This window comes from Halomonas sp. NCCP-2165 (assembly GCF_023708045.1).
GTDB classification, from domain to species: Bacteria; Pseudomonadota; Gammaproteobacteria; order Pseudomonadales; family Halomonadaceae; genus Bisbaumannia; species Bisbaumannia pacifica.
The window spans coordinates 1-21527 of record NZ_BRCY01000033.1 but is presented as its reverse complement, the minus strand read 5'-3'; the positions used below and the strand labels follow the sequence as shown (position 1 = coordinate 21527).

15 protein-coding genes and 1 pseudogene are annotated in these 21527 nt (G+C 67.4%); 6 read left to right on the top strand and 10 right to left on the bottom strand.

Annotated features, from left to right (window positions below; translation table 11 throughout):
- Nucleotides 1–19: 19 nt before the first annotated feature.
- A complete protein-coding gene (gene gltB / locus NFU04_RS14230; RefSeq protein WP_251310100.1) occupies nt 20–4471 on the bottom strand; it encodes a glutamate synthase large subunit in 4452 nt (1483 codons plus the stop codon).
- Between gltB and NFU04_RS16415 the strand changes: the two genes are divergently transcribed.
- Nucleotides 4470–4598: a hypothetical protein gene (locus tag NFU04_RS16415; RefSeq protein WP_285835160.1), complete on the top strand. Its 129-nt coding sequence runs from the start codon at nt 4470–4472 to the stop codon at nt 4596–4598. The genes gltB and NFU04_RS16415 overlap by 2 nt on opposite strands.
- 312 nt (nt 4599–4910) lie before the next feature.
- On the opposite strand, the gene aroB is transcribed toward NFU04_RS16415, so the two are convergent.
- The 7 genes from aroB to pilM form a co-directional block, all read right to left on the bottom strand.
- The gene (gene aroB, locus NFU04_RS14225) at nt 4911–6014 is read right to left on the bottom strand and encodes a 3-dehydroquinate synthase (protein ID WP_251310099.1); all 1104 of its coding nucleotides are present in this window, start codon (nt 6012–6014) and stop codon (nt 4911–4913) included.
- A gap of 34 nt (nt 6015–6048) precedes the next feature.
- Nucleotides 6049–6594, bottom strand: coding sequence for a shikimate kinase AroK (gene aroK / locus NFU04_RS14220; RefSeq protein WP_146803609.1), 546 nt, complete (start codon nt 6592–6594; stop codon nt 6049–6051).
- Complete coding sequence (gene pilQ / locus NFU04_RS14215; protein WP_251310098.1) at nt 6594–8678, bottom strand: type IV pilus secretin PilQ; 2085 nt, start codon at nt 8676–8678, stop codon at nt 6594–6596. Before pilQ ends, aroK begins: the two co-directional genes overlap by 1 nt.
- A gap of 43 nt (nt 8679–8721) precedes the next feature.
- Nucleotides 8722–9267, bottom strand: coding sequence for a pilus assembly protein PilP (locus NFU04_RS14210; RefSeq protein WP_251310097.1), 546 nt, complete (start codon nt 9265–9267; stop codon nt 8722–8724).
- Nucleotides 9264–9887, bottom strand: coding sequence for a type IV pilus inner membrane component PilO (locus NFU04_RS14205; protein ID WP_251310096.1), 624 nt, complete (start codon nt 9885–9887; stop codon nt 9264–9266). The genes NFU04_RS14210 and NFU04_RS14205 overlap by 4 nt, the downstream gene beginning before the upstream one ends.
- A gap of 88 nt (nt 9888–9975) precedes the next feature.
- The gene (locus tag NFU04_RS14200) at nt 9976–10545 is read right to left on the bottom strand and encodes a PilN domain-containing protein (protein WP_251310095.1); all 570 of its coding nucleotides are present in this window, start codon (nt 10543–10545) and stop codon (nt 9976–9978) included.
- Nucleotides 10542–11603: a type IV pilus assembly protein PilM gene (gene pilM, locus NFU04_RS14195; RefSeq protein WP_251310094.1), complete on the bottom strand. Its 1062-nt coding sequence runs from the start codon at nt 11601–11603 to the stop codon at nt 10542–10544. The genes NFU04_RS14200 and pilM overlap by 4 nt, the downstream gene beginning before the upstream one ends.
- A 251-nt stretch (nt 11604–11854) precedes the next feature.
- Between pilM and NFU04_RS14190 the strand changes: the two genes are divergently transcribed.
- The gene (locus NFU04_RS14190; protein ID WP_251310093.1) at nt 11855–14380 is read left to right on the top strand and encodes a penicillin-binding protein 1A; all 2526 of its coding nucleotides are present in this window, start codon (nt 11855–11857) and stop codon (nt 14378–14380) included.
- Between the two features lie 136 nt (nt 14381–14516).
- On the opposite strand, the gene NFU04_RS14185 is transcribed toward NFU04_RS14190, so the two are convergent.
- On the bottom strand, nt 14517–15785 hold the full coding sequence (locus NFU04_RS14185; protein ID WP_251310092.1) for a malic enzyme-like NAD(P)-binding protein: 1269 nt from the start codon (nt 15783–15785) through the stop codon (nt 14517–14519).
- A gap of 273 nt (nt 15786–16058) precedes the next feature.
- Nucleotides 16059–16271: a 50S ribosomal protein L31 gene (rpmE, locus tag NFU04_RS14180; protein WP_146803601.1), complete on the bottom strand. Its 213-nt coding sequence runs from the start codon at nt 16269–16271 to the stop codon at nt 16059–16061.
- Between the two features lie 156 nt (nt 16272–16427).
- Between rpmE and NFU04_RS14175 the strand changes: the two genes are divergently transcribed.
- The 4 genes and pseudogenes from NFU04_RS14175 to NFU04_RS14160 all read left to right on the top strand — a co-directional run.
- Nucleotides 16428–18659 carry a primosomal protein N' gene (locus NFU04_RS14175; protein ID WP_251310091.1) on the top strand — a complete coding sequence of 744 codons (2232 nt, stop codon included), beginning with the start codon at nt 16428–16430 and terminating at the stop codon, nt 18657–18659.
- 94 nt (nt 18660–18753) lie between these two features.
- Nucleotides 18754–19302 (top strand): YaeQ family protein, encoded by a 549-nt coding sequence (locus NFU04_RS14170; RefSeq protein ID WP_251310090.1) that lies wholly within the window; start codon nt 18754–18756, stop codon nt 19300–19302.
- A gap of 146 nt (nt 19303–19448) precedes the next feature.
- A complete protein-coding gene (argS, locus tag NFU04_RS14165) occupies nt 19449–21134 on the top strand; it encodes an arginine--tRNA ligase (protein WP_251310089.1) in 1686 nt (561 codons plus the stop codon).
- Between the two features lie 100 nt (nt 21135–21234).
- Nucleotides 21235–21527 (top strand): annotated as a pseudogene (locus tag NFU04_RS14160) (SPOR domain-containing protein); the annotation flags it as partial.

Here is a 21527-nt window from a genome sequence, read left to right as displayed (position 1 = left end):
GGTCACTCGTGGCGGCCGCTTATTCCGGCCGGCGCCGTGATTCGGCGAGCAGGCTGCCCAGGCTCGCGGCCTTGGGCTTCACCAGCCAGAAGTGACGGACGAAGTCGCTGAAGTCCTCGAGGATCGCCTTGCCGCGCTCGGAGCCGGTCTCGGCCACGTACTCCTCGATGATCTCCCGCAGATGACGCCGATAGGCCTCCATGGCCTCGGTATTGACCCGGTGGATCTCCACCAGCTCGTGGTTGTACTTGTCGACGAAGGTGCGATCCTCGTCGAGCACATAGGCGAAGCCGCCGGTCATGCCCGCGCCGAAGTTGACGCCGGTCTCGCCGAGCACGGCCACCAGGCCGCCGGTCATGTATTCGCAGCAGTGGTCGCCGGCGCCCTCGATCACCGCATGGGCCCCGGAGTTGCGCACCGCGAAGCGCTCGCCGGCGGTACCGGCGGCGAACAGCTTGCCGCCGGTGGCGCCATACAGGCAGGTATTGCCGATGATCGCCGTCCGGTGGCTCTCGAAGCGGCTGGCCCGGGGCGGCACGATAACGATCTGGCCGCCGTTCATGCCCTTGCCGACGTAGTCGTTGGCGTCCCCCTCCAGGTAGAGGTTGAGGCCACGGGCGTTCCACACCCCGAAGCTCTGACCCGCCACGCCCTCGAAGCGCACCTTGAGGGGCGCCTCCTCCAGGCCCGCCTCGCCGTAGCGCTTGGCGATGGCCCCGGAGGCCGCCGCCGGCACCGAGCGGTCGCAGTTGGTGATGGCGAAGCGGAACTCGCCGCCGGACTTCTCGGCGATGGCCTGCTCCAGGGCCGCCAGCACCTCCTGGTTCTTGGCGCCCGGATCGTGGGGCACGTTGCGCTCCACGGCGCAGAACTGGGGGGCCTCCGCCGGCACGGAGTCGTTGGCCAGCAGCGGTGCCAGGTCCAGCTTGCGCTGGGAGGCGGTCTCGCCCTCCAGCACTTCCAGCAGGTCGGTGCGACCGATCAGGTCGGTGAGCCGCCGAACGCCCAGCAGGGCCATCAGCTCACGCACCTCCTCGGCGATAAAGCGGAAGTAGTGCTTGACCATGTCCACGGTGCCGCGGAAGTGCTCGTCGCGCAGGAACTGGTGCTGGGTGGCGACGCCGGTGGCGCAGTTGTTGAGGTGACAGATGCGCAGGTACTTGCAGCCCAGCGCCACCATGGGAGCGGTGCCGAAACCGAAGCTCTCGGCGCCGAGGATCGCCGCCTTGACCACATCGAGGCCGGTCTTCAGGCCGCCGTCGGTCTGCAGGCGAATCTTGTCGCGCAGGCCATTGATGCGCAGCGCCTGATGCACCTCCGGCAGGCCCAGCTCCCAGGGCGAGCCGGCGTGCTTGATGGAGGTGATGGGGCTGGCCGCGGTGCCGCCGTCATAGCCTGAGACGGTGATCAGGTCGGCGTAGGCCTTGGCCACCCCGGTGGCGATGGTGCCGATGCCCGGCTCGGAGACCAGCTTCACCGAGACCTGGGCGTCCGGGTTGACCTGCTTGAGGTCGAAGATCAGCTGCGCCAGGTCCTCGATGGAGTAGATATCGTGGTGCGGCGGCGGCGAGATCAGGGTCACGCCGGGCACCGAGTAGCGCAGCCGGGCAATCAGCTCATTGACCTTGCCGCCGGGCAACTGGCCGCCCTCACCGGGCTTGGCGCCCTGGGCCACCTTGATCTGCAGCACCTCGGCGTTGACCAGGTAAGCCGGGGTCACGCCGAAGCGCCCGGAGGCGATCTGCTTGATCTTCGAGGAGCGGATGGTGCCGTAGCGGGCCGGATCCTCGCCGCCCTCACCGGAATTGGAGCGACCACCGGACTCGTTCATGGCCTGGGCCAGGGCCTCGTGGGCCTCCGGCGACAGGGCGCCGAGAGACATGCCGGCGCTGTCGAAACGCGGGATCAGCGCTTCCACCGGCTCCACCTCCTCCAGGGGCAGCGGCTCGGCGGTGGGCTTGAGCCTGAGCAGGTCGCGGATGGTGGCCACCGGCCGCTCGTTGACCAGGCGGGCGAATTTCTTCCACTTCTGGTAGTCGCCCTGCTGCACCGCCTCCTGCAGGGTCTTGACCACGTCCGGGTTGTAGGCGTGGTACTCCTTGCCGTGGACATACTTGACCAGGCCGCCCTGGGAGATGCCCTTGCGGGGAATCCAGGCGTCCCGGGCCAGCAGCTCCTGCTGCAGCTGCAGTTCGGCGAAGCCGGTGCCCTGGATGCGCGAGGCCATGCCCGGGAAGCACAGCGCCATCACCTCCTCGTTGAGGCCCACCGCCTCGAAGAGCATGGAGCCGCGGTAGGAGGCCAGCGTCGAGATGCCCATCTTGGAGAGGATCTTGTAGAGCCCCTTCTGCATGCCCTTGCGGTAGTTCTCCCGGGCGTCCGCGGGGTTGCCGACCAACTCGCCGGAGCGGTGCATATCGGCCATCACCTGATAGGCCAGCCACGGATAGACCGCGGTGGCACCGACGCCGAAGAGTACCGCCATCTGGTGGGCATCCCGGGCATAGCCGGTCTCCACCACCAGGTTGACCCGCGGGCGCAGCGCCAGCTTGCCCAGGTAGTGGTGCACGGCCCCCACCGCCAGGGCGGCATGAATCGGCAGCTCGCCCTTGGGCAGGTCGGCATCGGAGAGCACCAGGAGCACCTTGCCGCTGCGCGCCGCCTCCTCGGCCTGCTGGCAGAGCGCCAGCAGCGCCTGCTTGAGGCCCTGCTGCTCGGGATCATAGCCAAGCGACAGGGTGTGGCTGGCGAAGGCCGGATCCTCGTGACTGACCAGGGCGGTGAACTTGCGCGGCGAGAGGATCGGCGTGGTCAGGATGATGCGATGGGCATGATCCGGGGTCGCCTCGAAGACATTGAGCTCGGCGCCGATGCAGGTCTCCAGGGACATCACGATCGCTTCCCGCAGCGGATCGATGGGCGGATTGGTCACCTGGGCGAACTTCTGGCGGAAGTAGTCGCTGAGCAGGCGGTTCTGCCGCGACAGCACCGCCATGGGGGTGTCGTCGCCCATGGAGCCCACCGCCTCCTGGCCGCTCTCGGCAAGGGGGCGCAGCACCTGATCACGCTCCTCGAAGCTGACCTGGAACATCTTCTGCCAGACGTTGAGCGCCTCGGCCTCCAGGGGCTGGAAGCGGGCCAGCTCGGTGAGGGCGGACTCCAGGTAGTGGGCGCGCTCCTTGAGCCAGCGCTTGTAGGGATAGGCGGATTTGAGCCGCTCGTCCACGTCGGCGGTATGCAGCACCTGGCCGGTCTCGGTGTCGATGCCCAGCACCTGGCCCGGCCCGACGCGCCCCTTGGCGACCACGTCCTCGGGGGCGTAGTCGTAGGTGCCGATCTCGGAGGCCAGGGTGATATAGCCGTTCTTGGTGATCACCCAGCGGGCCGGACGCAGGCCGTTGCGATCGAGCATGCAGACGGCGTTGCGACCATCGGTCATCACCATGCCGGCGGGGCCGTCCCAGGGCTCCATATGCATGGAGTTGTACTCGTAGAAGGCACGCAGGGCACCATCCATGGTCTCCACGTTCTGCCAGGCCGGCGGCACCATCATGCGGATGGCGCTGTAGATATCCATGCCGCCGGTCATCAGCACCTCCAGCATGTTGTCCATGCTGGAGGAGTCGGAGCCCACGGTATTGACGATCTCGTCGAGCTCGGCGATCTCCGGCAGCAGCGGCGAGACGAAGTTCTCCTTGCGCGAGTTGGCCCAGCCGCGGTTGGCCTCGATGGTATTGATCTCGCCGTTATGGGCCAGGAAGCGGAACGGCTGGGCCAGCGGCCAGCGCGGTGCGGTATTGGTCGAGAAGCGCTGGTGGAAGACGCAGATCGACGTGGTCAGGCGCGGATCCCCCAGGTCGCGATAGAAGGTGGGCAGGTCCACCGGCATCATCAGGCCCTTGTAGGAGACCACCTTGGCGGAGAGGGAGCAGACATAGAACTCCTCCTCGTCGCGCAGCGCCTCCTCGGCGCGCCGCCGCGCCATGAAGAGATCCACCGCCAGCTGGGCATCGAGGCGCTCATCGGCGGCCTCGACGAAGACCTGGCGAATCCGCGGCAGGCACTCCAGGGCCATGGGGCCGCAGACACCGGGATCGGTGGGCACCTCGCGCCAGCCGTGAACGATGAGGCCACGGGCCTCGAGCTCGGCGCCCAGCACCTGACGAGCATGGGCCTCGCGATCGTCGTCATCGGGCAGGAAGATGGCGCCCACGGCGAAGCGGTTGCCCAGGTCGACCCCCAGGGCCTCCCGAGCCACCTCGCGCATAAAGCCCTCGGGCATCTTGAGCAGCAGGCCGCAACCGTCGCCGGTCTTGCCATCGGCGGCGATGCCGCCGCGGTGAGTCATGCAGGTCAGCGACTCGATGGCGGTCTTGAGCAGGTCATGGCTGGCCTCGCCTTCCATATGGGCGATCAGGCCGAAGCCGCAGTTATCGCGGAATTCGCCGGGCTGATGGAGACCTCGGTTCATGGGCGTGTCCCTCAAGCTAGATGTCTTTTATTTCCTGACCAACCGTGATATTTTTTTCCGTTTTTATTTTTTTATAGATACGCAGTATCCGGCGGCCATGAAGCAGAAAAAAGGCTGTCCAGCATAGCCAGCCCCCCTCTCCCGCGCAATTCCCGGCCCCGACCAGCCCACAAAAAATCTCAATAAATCGCTGGGTTAGGTACCCCCAACGAAGAAAAAACTCGTCAGTTCAATGACTTGACGCTGACCTCTCGGCACCGATCAACATCATAGACTTTAGTCTAAAAACATCGCCTCCAACCCATACCGATCCTGCATAAGGCATACGAATTAATGAATCGCATACTCTTCAGGCATAGGCTACACCCCAAAAGAAAAGCGGCGACCACCCGAAGATGGCCGCCGCTTTTCTTGTAGAAAGCGTATTTTCTAGAAAATATTACTGCCTGGGAAAGTCCGTCAACACGCCATGCAGCAGCTCCGGCGGCGTCTCGTCATGCACGCAGGCCTCCCCCAGCCGTCGCAGCAGAATCAGGCGCAGGCGGGCATCGATATTCTTCTTGTCGAGGCGCATGGGCACCAGGAAGGCCTCCTCGTCCATGGCCGCCGGCGCCGCCAGCGGCAGGCCCGCCGCCTCGATCACCGCTGCCACCCGTTCCACCTCATCCCGGGTGAGCCAGCCCAGTCGCGCGGAGAGCTCGGCGGCCATCAGCATGCCGGCCCCCACCGCCTCGCCATGCAGCCAGGCGCCATAGCCCTGGTGGGCCTCGATGGCATGACCGAAGGTGTGCCCCAGGTTGAGCAGGGCACGCACGCCCTGTTCGGTCTCGTCGGCGGCCACCACCTCGGCCTTGATGGCGCAGCTGCGCAGGATCGCCTCGCGCAGGGCGGCCTCGTCGAGGCCTCGCAGGGCCGCCATCCGCGACTCCAGCCAGCTCAGGAAATCCGCATCGCGGATCAGGCCGTACTTGATCACCTCCGCCAGGCCGGCGGAGAGCTCCCTGCCCGGCAGGCTGCCCAGGGTAGCGGTGTCGATCAGCACGGCACGGGGCTGCCAGAAGGCGCCGATCATGTTCTTGCCGCGGGGATGATTGACGCCGGTCTTGCCCCCCACCGAGGAGTCGACCTGGGAGAGCAATGTCGTGGGCACCTGGACAAAGGCGACCCCGCGCTGGTAACAGGCGGCGGCATAGCCGGTCATGTCGCCGATCACCCCGCCCCCCAGGGCCACCAGGGTGCAGCGGCGATTGAAGCCCGCCTCCAGCAGGGCATCCCAGATCCGCTCGACGCTGGCCAGGGTCTTGGTGTGCTCGCCATCCGGCAGGATCACCTCGCGCACCTCGAGCCCCTCGGGCAGGCCGGCCCTGAAGGCCGCCAGGTAGAGGGGTGCCACCGTCTCGTTGGTGACGATCATCACCTGGCGGCCGGCCAGATAGGGGGCCAACCACTGGGGATCCCCCAGCAGGCCGGCGCCGACATGAATGGGGTAGCTGCGCTCGCCGAGATCGACGTTGAGGGTACTGACGGAAGAGGCTTGGCTCATGGAGGGGTAGCACCGAAGGTTACGGAAGATGGCATCACGCCTTGCAGGACTTGAGCGGGTCGACCAGCTTGGTGACCCGACGCACGATCTCGCCGGCCACCGCCTTGGGGCCGCGGCGATCGGTGCGCACGATCAGGTCCGCCGTGGCCCGATAGAGCGGGTCCCGGGCGGCGAAGAGGTCCCGCAGCACCTGGCCGGGATCCTCGGCCTGGAGCAGGGGGCGATTGCGGTCCTTGGCGGTGCGCCTGAGCTGCTGCTCCACCGTGGTATAGAGGTAGATGACGGTCCCCCGCTCGCGCAGGGCGCGCCGATTGACCTCACGGATCACCGCGCCGCCGCCGGTGGCCATGACGACGCCCGACAGCTGCGTCAGCTCATCGATCACCTGGGACTCGCGCTCGCGAAACCCGGCCTCCCCCTCGACATCGAAGATCCAGGGGATATCGGCACCACAGCGCGCCTGGATCTCGTGGTCGCTGTCATAGAAGTCACGGCACAGCTCGGCCGCCAGGAGGCGGCCGATGGTGCTCTTGCCGGCCCCCATGGGGCCGATGAGAAAGAGATTGGGTAAGTCCTGCATCAGCGAAGTGCCAGCCCATCCTCGAGGATCGTGGGTGTGATGAATATCAGCAACTCTACCTTTTCATTGCTCTCTTGGGTATAGCGGAAGAGGTTGCCGATGATCGGGATGTCCGACAGCAGCGGTGTCTCGAAGAGGCTACGGATCTGTTCGGTGGTCAGGATCCCCCCCAGGACCACCGTTTCACCGTTGTTGACCAGCACCTGGGTCTGGATCTCGTTGCGGTCGATGGGCGGCTCGCTGCCGACGAAGGTATCCCGGAAGCTGTCGTTGGTGATCAGCAGGTCCATGACGATGCGGTTGTCCGGGGTGATCTGCGGGGTCACCTCCAGGGAGAGCACCGCCTCCTTGAAATCGGTCTCGGTACCGCTGTCGCTAACCGTCTGGAAGGCCCGCTCCTCGCCCTGCTTGATCACCGCGGTGCGCTGATTGGCGGTGATCACCCGGGGCTGGGAGATGGTCTGGCTACGCCCCTCGCTCTCCAGGGCGCGCAGCTCCAGGTCGATGAGGATATCCCCGGAGAGGTAGCCGAAGGCGAAGGAGGTCAGCGGATCACGATCGCCCCCCAGATCCACCGCCAGGCCGCCGCGATCGCGGTAGACCAGCTCGCCCTCCACCGGATCGAAGAAGGTCTGACCGGGACCGGTGGCGGCGCCATCCAGGTCGATATTGCTGCCTCCGGGCCGCGACAGCCCCCAGTTGACCCCCAGCTCGCGACTGGTGCTATCCCGGGCGATAACGATCCGCGCCTCGATCTGTACCTGACGCACCGCCACGTCCAGTTGCTCGATGGTGTCGAGGATCTGCTCGAGCTGCTCGGCGGTGTCCTGGATCAGCAGGGTATTGGTGCGCGCATCGACGCTGACCCGGCCACGCTCGGTGAGCAGGCCGAAGCCCTCCTCGCCACCGCGCAGCAGGCCGGCCAGATCGGCGGCTCGAGCATAGTTGATCTGCACATAGCGGGTCACCAGGGGCGCCAGCACCTCCATCTGCTCCCGCGCTTCGATCTCCTGGCGCTCGATATTGGCCAACTCCGCCGCCGGCGCCACCACGATCACGTTACCCTCCTGACGACTGGCCAGGCCGTGACTCTTGAGCACCAGATCCAGGGCCTGGTCCCAGGGCACGTCCTGCAGGTTGAGGGTCACCCGACCGGTCACGCTATCGCTGGCGACGATATTCAGCCCGGTGAAGTCGGCGATGATGGAGAGTACCGAGCGCACCTCGATATCCTGGAAGTTCAGGGTGATACGCTCGCCGCTGAAGCTGCGCTGCTCGGGGCGCGTCACCTGCTGCGGCGCCGGCGCCGCCACTGGCTGGGCCTCGATGACCAGCTCCCGTCCACTATGGGTGGAGAACATGGCGAAGTCATCGCTGGCCTGCAGCTCCAGGGTCACCCCCTCGCGGCCGGGGCGCGGCACGATGCGACTCAGCGGCGTGGCGAAATCGGTGACGTCGAGCACCTGATCCAGGGAGGCCGGCAGGCGCACCCCACGCAACTCCGCGAGGATGCGGTTGTCGCTGGCCTCGCGAACCCGGCTATCGATACCGCTACGATCGAAGGTCACGATCAGGCGCCCGGCGCCATCGGCGCCACGGCGGAAAGCGATATCCTCGATGCGCGGCTCCTGGACGACCGGCGTAGCCGTGGCCGTGTTGGTGGTCGTGGGCGGCGCGGCGGCGACCACCGACGAGGACGCCCCGCCGGCGCCGCCGATGGCCAGGATCAGTCGATCCCCCTCCTGGCGCGTGGAGTAAGGCAACTCCTCGTCGAGGGTAAAGACCAACCGGGTCCGCGACCCGGCCTGCAGGGTAGTGATCTGCTCCACGCCCCCCAGGTCGAGGGACTGACGCGGGCGATCCACCAGGCTGGCGGTTTCCATCAGGTCGATGGTCAGGCGCGGCGGCCCATCGAGCCGATAGCCACGCACCTCGGGCACGCCACCCTCGAAATGCAGCTCGACCTCGACTCCCTCGCCCGCCTGACGATAGTCCAGGTCCGTCAGGGTCGATGCCGCCCAGGCGGCCCCCCCGCCCAGCAGTGACAGGCAGAACATTGCCAGATAGCGCATGATGGTTTGCATGATCCCTTCCCCTTGCCCTGTTGGTCTTTACGCCGCCTGGCTATCAACCACGCTGACGTCCCCCCCCATTCAGCGATAGGCTCCGCACCCGTTCGATCCAGCCCCCGCGGCCGTTGGGCACCACTTCCACCAGCTGTACGGAGGCCTCGGTGATGCTGACGATGCGCCCGAAATCGGTGCCCATGTAATTGCCATTGCGCAGACGGTGCACCTCGCCGTCCGGCGCCCTGACCAGTGCCGAGGGCTGCCCTCCTACCGAGAGGGTGCCGACCAGCGACAACCGCTCGAGGGGATAGAACTCCAGCGGCTCCTTGGGCCTCGCCATGTCCGGCGCCATTTCCTCGGAGCCGCCCTCCAGCCCCGCCTCCGGCTCCGGCAGGCGAGCCATAAAGGGACTGCGTCGATCGGCCTGAGCATAGGGAATGGCCACATACTTCGGCGTATCCGGTAGCGTCGATAGCTCCAGGTGCCCCGGGTTGGCGCGTATTTCCGCCAGTTGACGATCGAGGCCGGCGATATCGGGATCGCCGCACCCCACCAGGCCGGCGAGCAACAGCAGGCCGCCACCCCGCACAAGGCGTGACTTCATGGGCCCTCCTCCCCGCCCTCATGGCGATAGCTGTAGGTCTTGGCCAGCAGCGACAGGCGAAGACGCCCCCCCTCCGCCACCGGCGCCAGGGTAAAGTCATGTTGAGTCACGATACGCGACAGTCCCGCCACCCCGGAGAGGAAGGAGGCGATACGGTGATAGTCCCCCTCCACCTGAATATCGAAGGGCTGCTCCACGTAGTACTCCTGGGACACCGGGGCACGCAGCCGGATCGCATCGATGAGCAGCTGATTGTCGATGGCCGTTTCGCTGATGTTGTCGATCAGCGAAGGGATCTCGGCGCCGCTGGGCAACATTTCCAGTAGCGTATCGAGGCGCGCCTGCAGTGCCGCATTGCGCTCGCGCATGGCCGGCAAGTTGGCCGCCTGAGCCGCCTTGCCGCGATACTCTTCCAGCAGGCTAAGTTCTTCGCCCTCGGCCCGGGCCAGCTCCTCCGCCTTGGGAGAGGCCAGATACCAGTGCATGCCGGCGAAGGTCAGTCCCAGCACCAGCAGGCAGCAGATCAACTGCAACGACCAGGGCCAGCCGCCCGCCTCACGCAGATCGAGCTCGCGCCAATCCAGCTCCTTGAGCCGGCGCCACTCCCCAGCAAGACTCATGATTCATCCTCCTCGGCGGCCGGTGCCCCGGGCATAGGTGCCGGCTCATTGAGCCGGCGCCACTCTCTCGATCTCACCCCGGAAAGACTCATGATTCATCCTCCTCGGCCAGCGGCTGGCCCGGCATGCGCTGCGGCACGCTGAGACTGAAGCGCCGCCGCGCCTGCCCTTCGTCGGCCTCCACCTCGGAGAGGCTGGGCACGTCGAAGGCCGTGGCGGCTCCCAGGGCACGCAGTTGATCGGAGACCTGGCGGTTGTTCTCGGCCAGGCCGGTGAGGCGCAGCTGGTCACCCTGGCGAGTCAGTTCGGTGTAGTGGACCCCTTCCTCGAGGCTGGCGGTCAGCTGGTTGAAGACATGCACGGTCTGCGGACGCCCCTCCTGAAGGCGGCGGAAAACGGTGATCTGTGCCTCCAGACGCTCGATCTCGGTCTCGTACTCGCGAATCGAGCGGATGTCCCGATCGAGCCGAGCCGACTGGGCGGTGATATGGGCATTGCGCTGCTGCTGTACATCCAGGGCCTGCTGGTAGTAGTAGGTCATGCCGGCCCCACCGGCCAATCCCACCACCGCCATGGCCACCAGGGCCAACTGGAAGCGCTTGCTGCGACGCTCCCGGCGCTGCTCACGCCAGGGCAACAGATTGATCTCGATCGTCATGGGCGCGACCTCATTGCCAGACCGCAGGCCGTGAGCATGGCAGGGGCATCACTGGCCAGGGTGTGGATATCGATGCGCGAATTGACCTTCATGCGCAGGAAGGGATTGGCGACCAGCACCTCCATGCCGCTATCGGCCGCCAGGCGCTCCTGCAGGCCGGGGACCACGCAGGAACCCCCCACCAGCACCAGCCGCTTGACCTCTTCCCGCCGACCGGCGGTGTAGTAGAGCTGCAAGGAGCGCCCCACCTGCTGGACCAGGGTCTCGATAAAGGGCTCCAGCACGCTGCTCTGGTAGTCCTCGGGAAGGCCGCCGCGCTTCTTGGCCAGCCCCGCCTCTTCCACGCTCAGGCCATAGCGACTGACGATCTCGTCGGTCAGCTGGCGTCCCCCGAAGACGGTGTCCCGGCTGTAGGTGATGCGCCCGTTGCGCAGCACATGGAAGGCATGCATGGTGGCCCCGACATCCACCAGGGCCACCCCGCCGCTGGCATCCTCTTCCCGGGGCAACTGGTGGCGCACCTCGGTGAAGGCACGCTCCATGGCGAAGGTCTCCACGTCCACCGCCGCCGGGCTCAGGTCCGCCTGCAGCAAGGCCTCGGTGAGCTGGCTGACGTCCTGCTGACGGCAGGCCACCAGCAGCACTTCCTGCTGATCCGCATAACGGTCATGGGTGCCCAGACGCTGGAAGTCGAAGGCCACCTCACTGAACGGGAAGGGAATATGCTTGTCGGATTCGACCTGGATACGCGCCTCGATCTCGTCATCGTTGAGGGAGGCGGGCATGGTGAGTGTCTTGGTAATGGCGGCACTGGCCGGCACCGCGGCACCGGTGAGGCGGGTGGTGGGACGCGCCAGCTCGACGGCTCGCTGCAACGCCTCGACCACCGCCGACATGTTGCGGATACGGCGCTCGACCACGGCCCCTTCGCGCAGTGGGCAGACCGCATAGCTCTCGACCCGAAAGCCGCCCTGTACCGCCTTGAGTTCGATCAGCTTGACGGTGGCCGAGGTGATATCGACACCGATCAGCCCCTTCGCCTGTCTAGTAAGTTGCACCTGAGTCGCCCCCTGCTCGTCCCATGCGTTGCCGTTGCGACCTGGGCGTCACCCCTCGACTCCCCCTGACGCCCCGCGGCTGCGTAATTTTCAGGTTACATCCGATTTCGTTTCATCACACAATAGCAGGATGCTTACCCCTTCAACGCTGGTGACCCCCCGCTACGGCCCATATAATGGCTAACCTCAAGGATAGCCCCGCCTCATCGTCGTACCGCCACCGCTAATCACGCGCTTATCACGGGTATCTCATGAAGTTTTTCCAACGCCTGATCGCCTCCCTCGTGTGGCTGACGCTCTCGCTGACCGCCGCCGGCCTGCTGGCCGTGACCGGCGCCGCCCTCTATTTCGCCCCCGGCCTGCCCGATGTGCGCCAGCTGCAGGACTTCGAGCTGCAGGCTCCGCTGCGCATCTTCACCCGCGACGGCCGACTGATCGGCGAGTTCGGCGAGGAGCGACGCATCGCCGTCGACTACGACGAGATTCCCGAACCGTTGATCCAGGCCCTGCTGGCCGCCGAGGATGCCAGTTTCTTCGAGCACCCCGGCGTCGACCCCCGCGGCCTGGCCCGTGCGGCGGTGGAGCTGGCCTCCAGTGGCGGCGATATCCAGTCGGGGGGGTCCACCATCACCATGCAGGTGGCGCGCAACTACCTGCTGACCCTGGATCGCACCTTTACCCGCAAGATCCGCGAGATCCTGCTGGCCCTGCAGATGGAACAGGTGCTGAGCAAGGAGGAGATCCTCGAGCTCTACGTCAACAAGATCTTCCTCGGACACCGCGCCTACGGCATCGCCGCCGCCGCCGAGACCTACTACGACCGCCCCCTGGAGGAGCTGACCCTGGCCCAGATGGCGATGATCGCCGGCCTGCCCAAGGCGCCCTCCGCCTTCAACCCCCTGGCCAACCCGGAGCGCTCGCTGATCCGTCGCAACTGGATCCTCTATCGCATGCGCGAGCTGGGGCATATCGACCAGGCCACCTACGCGGAGGCCGTGGCCGCGCCGATCACCGCCCGCCGCCATGTGGTGCAGGTCGAGGTGGAGGCCGACTACATGGCCGAGATGGCCCGCCAGTTCGCCGTGGACCGCTACGGCGACGAGGCCTATACCGGCGGCTACCGCATCACCACCACCCTGGACAGCGAACTGCAGCCCATGGCCCGACAGGCCCTGAGCCGCGGCCTGATCGCCTATGACACGCGCCATGGCTGGCGCGGCCCGGAGCAGACCGAGATTCCCGCCGGCCTGGTGGAGGCCCAGGAGCGCACCGAACGCAGCGGCCTGGAAGAAGAGCTCGACGAATCCCCCGAGGTACTGGAAACCGCCCGGCGTGCCGCGGCCAGCAGCCAGAGCGAAGTGGCGGGCGTCGACGGCGACGTCAGCAACTGGCTCAATGTGCTCGAGCGCACGCCGCGCCTCGGCCCCCTGCACCCGGCCATCGTGGTCACCGCCGAGGGGCGCGAGATGCGCGTGCTGACCGCCGACGGCGAGGTGGTGACCCTCGACTGGGAAGGCCTGCGCTGGGCGCGCCGCTACCGCAGCGCCCAGTGGCGCGAGGGCGAGCCGGGCTCCGCCGCCGAGATCGCCGCGCCTGGCTCCCTGGTACGCATCCTGCAGCGCGAAGACGGCAGCTGGCGCCTCTCCCAGCGCCCGGATGCCGAGGGCTCCATCGTGGTGCTGGACCCCGACAGCGGCGCCATCCTGGCCCTGCAGGGCGGCTTCGACTTCGACGCCAGCAAGTTCAATCGGGCCACCCAGGCCCAGCGCCAGTCCGGCTCCATCTTCAAGCCCTTCGTCTATCTGGCGGCCCTGGAGGCGGGCGAGATCACGCCCGCCTCGATCATCAACGATGCCCCGGTGGTGATGCCGGACGCCGGCACCACCTGGCGGCCGGTCAACTCCAGCGGCGACTTCCGCGGCCCCATGCGCGTGCGCCGCGCCCTGGCCCTGTCGCGCAACCTGGTCACCATCCGCGTCCTGCAACGCCTGGGGCTGGATAACACCATCGATTTCCTGGCGCGTTTCGGCTTCGATGAGTCGCGCCTGCCCCATGGCCTCTCCCTGGCCCTGGGCAGCGCCAGCCTGACCCCCCTGGAGATGACCACCGCCTACGCCACCCTGGCCAATGGCGGCTACGGCATCCAGCCCTGGTACATCGAGCGGGTCACCCGCGGCGCCGACGAGACCCTAGTGGACGAGGCCAGTCCGCGTCGGGTCTGCCGCGACTGTCGACCCGACACCCAGGAGGTGGAGATCGAGGGTCGCCGCTATCCGCTGGCGCCCCGGGTCGCCGACGCCAGCGCCGTCTACCTGGTCACCGACATGCTGCGCGATGTCGTCGAATCCGGCACCGGGCGCGGCGCCCTCGAGGTGGGACGCGGCGATATCGTCGGCAAGACCGGCACCACCAACGACCAGCGCGACGCCTGGTTCGCCGGCTACAACGCCGACCTGGCGGTCTCGGTATGGATCGGCAAGGACAATAACGAGACCACCGGCGAGTACGGCGGTCGCGCCGCCCTGCCGGTGTGGGTCGACTTCATGAGCCAGGCCCTGGCGGGCCGCCCCGAGGCGAGGCAGGCGCGCCCCGCCGAGGTGGTCAGCGCCCGCATCGACCCGGACTCCGGCCGCCGCCTGCGCGATGGTCAGGCCGGCGGGATCAGCGAGCTCTTCCATGTCGACCACCAGCCCGAATTCGAGCCCTACAGCGTGAGCCAGGATCTCGAACAGCACAGCGGCGCCCAGGGCAGCGGCGCCTTCGAATCGATCTTCTGACCCTTTCGCCCGGCGGCCGCCGGGCATGGTCCGACAACGACAAGGCCCGCATCCTTGGATGCGGGCCTTGTCGTTGTCGGACGGCAAGACGCCGGCCCGAAGGCCGGCGTCTCGTCACCGATCGCGATATCGCGGCTTAGTCGCCGTAGACATCCTCGATGCGGGTCAGCGGGTAGTGAGCCGGATAGGGCTTGCGCGCCACGCCGGAATCCACGGCCGCCTGGGCCACCGCCGCGGAGACGCGATCCAGCAGGCGCGCGTCCATCGGCTTGGGAATGATGTACTCGGGGCCGAAGCTCAGCTCGTCCACCTCATAGGCGGCCTTGACCTCCGCCGGCACCGGCTCGCGGGCCAGGTCCTTGATGGCATGCACCGCGGCGATCTTCATCTCTTCGTTGATGGCGGTGGCACGCACATCCAGGGCCCCGCGGAAGATGAAGGGGAAGCCCAGCACGTTGTTGACCTGGTTGGGGAAGTCGGAGCGACCGGTGGCCATGATGACGTCGTCGCGGGCCGCCTTGGCCACTTCCGGGTGAATCTCCGGATCCGGGTTGGAGCAGGCGAAGACCACCGGCTTGGCGGCCATCGTCTTGAGCTGCTCGGCGGAGAGCAGGTTGGGACCGGAGAGGCCGACGAAGACATCGGCGCCATCGATGGCGTCGTCCAGGGTGCGGCGCTCGGTCTCGGTGGCGAACATCGCCTTGTACTGGTTGAGGTCCTCGCGGCCGCTGTGGATCACGCCCTTGCGATCCAGCATAAAGATGTTTTCGGCCTTGGCGCCACAGGAGACCAGCAGCTTCATGCAGGCGATGGCGGCGGCACCGGCGCCCAGGCAGACGATCCGCGCCTCGTCGATCTTCTTGCCGGCGATATCCAGGGCATTGATCATGCCCGCCGCGGTGACGATGGCGGTGCCGTGCTGATCATCGTGGAAGACGGGGATATTGCAGCGTTCGATCAGGGCGCGCTCGATCTCGAAGCACTCCGGCGCCTTGATATCCTCGAGGTTGATGCCTCCCCAGGTATCGGCGATGCGCGCCACGGTATCGATAAAGGCCTGCGGGCTCTCGGCGTCGACCTCGATATCCACGGAGTTGATACCGGCGAAGCACTTGAACAGCACGCCCTTGCCTTCCATGACCGGCTTGCTGGCCAGCGGGCCCAGGTTACCGAGGCCGAGGATGGCAGAACCATCGGAGACCACCGCCACCAGGTTGCCCTTGCCGGTGTAGCGGTAGGCATTCTCGGGATCCTTGGCGATCTCGCGGCACGGCTCGGCGACCCCCGGGCTATACGCCAGGGCCAGATCCTTGGCGGACGCGGTGGGCTTGGTCAGCTCCACGGAGAGCTTGCCGGGGATCGGCTGTGAGTGGTAATCCAGTGCCGCTTTTCTCGGGTCAGTCATGGGGTTGTCCAGTCGTAGCAAAGTATATCGGTGTCGCGTCAGAATATAGAAAAACATCCAAGGCCACAACTTATGCCAAGTTCTTGTCATTCAAGGATTTTGCCGACCTTTTTGAAGGCATTTCCAAATATTTACTCGAACTTATGACTGACCATGCATGCATAACAAAGAGCTTATTCCAGCGACAACGTCCTGGTTCCAGACATAAAAAAACCCGCCTGGCGAGGCCAGACGGGTTCTTGGTATCGCCCTGGGGCGATGGCGAGCAGCGTCTTAGCGACGGATCGCGGCACCGAAGCGCTTGTTGAAGCGCTCGACGCGGCCACCGGTGGTCGCCTGCTTCTGCTTGCCGGTGTAGAAGGGGTGGCACTGGGAGCAGACGTCCAGGGACATCTCCTGGTTGGAGGTGGTGCCAATTTCGAAGGTGGCGCCGCAGGAGCAGGAGACGCTGACCTTCTTGTATTCGGGATGGATACCTTGTTTCATCGTGAAGCCTCATGGAGCGGTATGCCGCCACCTGATCTCTTGCCAGGCACCGCATACGGGTTTTGGGTGCGTTAAGATGACGCCGCGCCCACCGGTAACCATGACGCATGGCGCCATGAAGGCGCGCATTCTAGCAGAGACGATGCCGGAGGCCAATTGCCCACTTCCTCGCCCGCGACGTTCCTCGGGGTCGCCCTCCCCTCCCCGCTGCGCCGCCTCTTCGACTACCGCGCCATCGCCCCGCCGCCGGGCGGCTGGCGGCCGGGGCTAAGGGTCCGGGTGCCCTTCGGGCGCCGCGAGGTCGTGGGCATCGTCATCGAGTGTCGCGCGCATAGCGAGGTCCCGGCGTCTCGCCTCAAGCCGGTCGCGGCCTGGCTCGACGACGCGCCCTTGCCGGCGGACTGGTTGTGGCTGTGCCAGTTCACCGCTCGCTACTACCAGCACGGCCTGGGCGATACCCTGAGCCATGCGCTGCCCGGCCTGCTGCGCCAGGGCCGCCCCCTGGAGGCCCGCACCCGCGAGACCTGGCGCCCGACCCTCGATGGCCGGTCCCTGCCGGCTGAGGCCCTGACCCGGGCCCCTCGCCAGGCCGAGCTGCTGGCCATGCTGCGCCAGCATCCCAGGGGAGTGACCACGCCGGCCATCACCGCCCAGGGCTATACCCGCGCCCAGTTGCAGGCCCTGACCGACAAGGGGCTGATTCATGCCGACGAGCAGCCGCTGATCGAGGCGCCCCCGCCCGGCCCCGAGCGCCTGCTGGCGGAGCCGGCCCTGACCCTCAACGGCGAGCAGGCCCAGGTCCTGGGCAGGCTCCACGACGGCCTGGCGCGCTTCACGCCGGCCCTGCTCCACGGCGTGACCGGCAGCGGCAAGACCGAGGTCTATCTGCAACTGATCGAGGCCGTCGTGGCCAAGGGTCGCCAGGCCCTGGTGCTGGTGCCGGAGATCGGCCTGACCCCCCAGACCCTGGCGCGCTTTCGCAAGCGCTTCCGGGTACCGGTGGTGGCCCTGCATTCGGGGCTGGCCGACGGCGAACGCCTGGACGCCTGGCTGGCGGCGCTCCAGGGCCGTGCGCCCATCGTGATCGGCACCCGCTCGGCGATCTTCACGCCCCTGGCGCGCCCCGGCGTGATCATCGTCGACGAGGAGCACGACGGCTCCCTCAAGCAGCAGGAGGGCCTGCGCTATCATGCCCGGGACCTGGCGGTGGCCCGGGCCCACCACCACGGCATCCCGGTGCTGCTGGGCAGCGCCACGCCCTCCCTGGAGAGCCTGGCCAAGGCCCACTCGGGGCACTACCAGCACCTGCGCCTGACCCGCCGCGCCAGCCGCCATGCCCCGGCCCGGCTGGAGCTGATCGACACCCGCGGCCGCCCCCGCCGCGGCGGCCTGATTCCACCGGTGATCGAGGCGATCCGCCAGACCCTGGCGGCGGGACACCAGGTCCTGGTGTTCATCAATCGCCGCGGCTTCGCCCCGACCCTGGCCTGCGAGGCCTGCGGCTGGCTGGCCGAGTGCCGCCACTGCGACGCCCGCCTCACCCTGCATCGCCAGCCCCACCTGCTGGCCTGCCACCACTGCGACCACCAGCAGCCGCTGCCCGAGGCCTGTCCCCAGTGCGGCAGCGCCGACCTGCGCCCCCTGGGCACCGGCACCGAGCGCAGCGAGGAGAGCCTCGCCGGCCTCTTCCCCGAGGTGCCGATCTACCGCATCGATCGGGACAGCACGCGCCGCAAGGAGGCCTTCGAGAGCCTGCTGAGCGAAGTGCGCCGGGGCGATCCGGCGATCCTGGTGGGCACCCAGATGCTGGCCAAGGGCCACCACCTGCCCCATGTCACCCTGGTGGTGGTGGTCAATGCCGATGCCGGCCTCTACGCCAGCGACTTCCGCGCCATGGAGCAGAGCGCCCAGTTGCTGGAACAGGTGGCCGGGCGCGCCGGGCGCGCCGAACACCCCGGCCGGGTGCTGGTGCAGACCCAGCATAGCGACGACCCCCAGCTCACCCTGCTGGCCTCCCGGGGCTACGATGCCCTGGCCGAACGGCTGCTGGCCGAGCGTCGTGCCGCCGCCCTGCCCCCCTACCGCTTCCTGGCCCTGCTGCGCCTGGAGGCGCCCCGGGAGGAGGCCGTCCAGGCGCTGGCCGAGCAAGCCGCCGAGGCCCTGCGTGCCTGGCTCGCCGACCAGGCCTCGGAGGTGCACTGCCTGGGGCCGGTGCCGGCCCCCATGGAGCGCCGCCAGGGCCGTTACCATATGCAGTTGATGCTCAGCGCCGAGCGCCGCAGCCGCCTGCACGAGGCCGGCGCCTGGCTGATCGGCTGGCTGGAGCAGTGCCGCGAGGCGCGCCGGGTGCGCTGGTCCCTGGATATCGACCCACAGACGCTTAGTTAAGCCGGCTCTAGCTTTCGATCCCTCTCGCTTTCGATCCCCGTCGTGGCGGGTTACAGTGGCGCCCTCTTCTCCACAGGTACCGGCGAGACAGCCCATGGCCCTCAAGTCCACCATCTGCAAGGCCCAGATCCAGTTGGCCGATATGGATCGTCACCACTACGACGACCTCTCCCTGACCCTGGCCCAGCACCCCTCGGAGACCGACCAGCGACTGATGGTGCGCCTGCTGGCCTTCGCCCTGAATGCCAGCGAAGACCTCGCCTTCACCCGCGGATTGAGCACCGACGACGAGCCGGAGCTGTGGCGCAAGGACCTGACTGGGGCCATCGAACTGTGGATCGAGCTGGGCCTGCCCGACGAGGATCGCCTGCGCAAGGCCTGTCAGCGCTCGCGCCAGGTGATCCTCTACGCCTACGGCGAGGAAGGCGCCGTGCGCCCCTGGTGGGAGAAGCTCCAGCACCGCCTGAGCCGCTTCGACAACCTGATCATCTGGCGCCTGCCGGCGGAGCAGAGCCGCGAGCTGGCCGAGCTGGCGGATCGCTCCATCAATCTGCAATGCAATATTCAGGAGCGCCAGGTGATGCTCAGCGATAGCCGGCGCACCGTGATCCTCGACCCCGAGCCGCTGCTGGGCGTCGACTAATCGCCTCCCCCGGAGGCTCGGGGCTACCCGGGAGGCCGCCCAGGCTTTAAAGCCGGAGCCCAATTGCCGATAATAGATCCCTTTGCCACGCTTTCACTCGCCCCGGCCGCTTTCCTGCGGCGGGGGACACAGGACATGCCGACCCCATGAAAGAGACCATTATCGCGCTGCTCGACGAGGCGCTCGTCACCCTCAAGCAGCAGGGCGTGCTGCCCGCGGACACGTCCCCCACCATCAAGGTCGACCCCACCAAGGACAAGGCCCACGGTGACTACGCCACCAACCTGGCGCTGATGCTGGCCAAGCCGGCGGGCAAGAAGCCCCGCGACCTGGCCGAGGCCCTGGTGGCCGCCCTGCCCGAGAGCGCCGCGGTGAGCAAGACCGAGATCGCCGGCCCCGGCTTTATCAACTTCTTCGCCGCCACCGATGCCGTGGCCCAGGTGGTCGCCCAGGTGCTGGAGAGCGGCGACGCCTATGGCCGCAGCCTCGCCGGCCAGGGCCAGAAGGTGCAGGTGGAATTCGTCTCCGCCAACCCTACCGGCCCGCTGCATGTGGGCCATGGCCGCGGCGCCGCCATCGGCGACTCCCTGTGCCGCCTGCTGGAGGCGGTGGGTCATGACGTCACCCGCGAGTTCTACTACAACGACGCCGGCGCCCAGATCAGCAACCTGGCCCTCTCCGTGCAGGCTCGCGTCAAGGGCCTCGGCCCCGAAGACGCCGGCTGGCCGGAGGACGGCTACCGGGGCGACTATATCCAGGACGTGGCCAACAGCTACCTGGCCGGCGAGACGGTGCATGCCGACGATCGCCATGTCACCGCCAAGGGCGACCCGGAGAACCTCGACGCCATCCGCGAATTCGCCGTGGCCTACCTGCGCCGCGAACAGGATCTCGACCTCAAGGCCTTCGGCGTCGAGTTCGACGTCTACTTCCTGGAATCCTCCCTCTACGAGGACGGCAAGGTCGAGGCCACGGTGGAGCGGCTGATCGACCAGGGCCACACCTACGAGGAGGAGGGTGCCCTGTGGCTGCGCACCACCGACTTCGGCGACGACAAGGACCGGGTGATGCGCAAGAAGGACGGTGGCTACACCTACTTCCTGCCGGACGTGGCCTACCACCTGGACAAGTGGCAGCGCGGCTTCGCTCGAGTCATCAACGAGCAGGGCGCCGACCACCACTCCACCGTGACCCGGGTACGCGCCGGCCTGCAGGCCCTGGATGCCGGCATCCCTCAGGGCTGGCCCGACTATGTGCTGCACCAGATGGTGCTGGTGACCCGCTCCGGGGTCGAGGTCAAGCTCTCCAAGCGCGCCGGCAGCTACGTGACCCTGCGCGACCTGATCGATGAAGTGGGCCGCGACGCCACCCGCTACTTCCTGGCCGCGCGCCGGGCCGACTCCCAGCTCACCTTCGATATCGACCTGGCCCGCTCCCAGTCCAACGACAACCCGGTCTACTACGTGCAGTACGCCCACGCCCGGGTGTGCAGCGTGCTGCGCCGCCTCGAAGCCGAGGGGCTGTCCTTCGATCACGACCTGGCCCTGGCCAACCTGGCGTCGCTCACCGAAGACCAGGAGAAGGCGCTGATGAACCGCCTGGCCCGCTACCCCGAGGTGGTCGCCCATGCCGCCGCTTCCCGGGAGCCTCAGCAGGTCGCCCAGTACCTGCAGGACCTGGCGGCGGACTTCCACACCTGCTACAACGCCGTCAAGGTGATGGTGGAGGAAGACGCCCTGCGCAACGCCCGCCTGGCGCTGGGCCTGGCCACCCGCCAGGTGATTCGCAATGGTCTGGACCTGCTCGGCGTCGGCGCTCCCGAGGAAATGTAAGCGACCGGGAGGCCTCGACGGGCCTTGAGAGTGAAAAGACACAGGCCTCGACCGGCTCTTCGGAGCCGGTGCCCCGCAGCGATGTAAGGAGACGTCACTCATGGCCAGCCGCCGTCAATCCAGCCCGCCCAAGCGCCGCGGCGCCTCGTCCCGCAAGCGTGCGTCCGCCCAGCGGCGCGGCCTGCCCGGCTGGCTATGGGGTGCCGGCGGCCTGCTGGCCGGCTACTTCCTGGCCCAGCATTTCCAGGCCTCGGCGCCACCGCCCAGCGCCACGGTGGCGCCTCGAGAGGCGGCGGAACCCGCCGAGGAGCCCCGCACGCCCACCTTCGAGTTCTATACCCTGCTGCCGGAGTCCGAGGTCATCGCGCCCCGGGGCGAGCCCCAGGCCTCCGC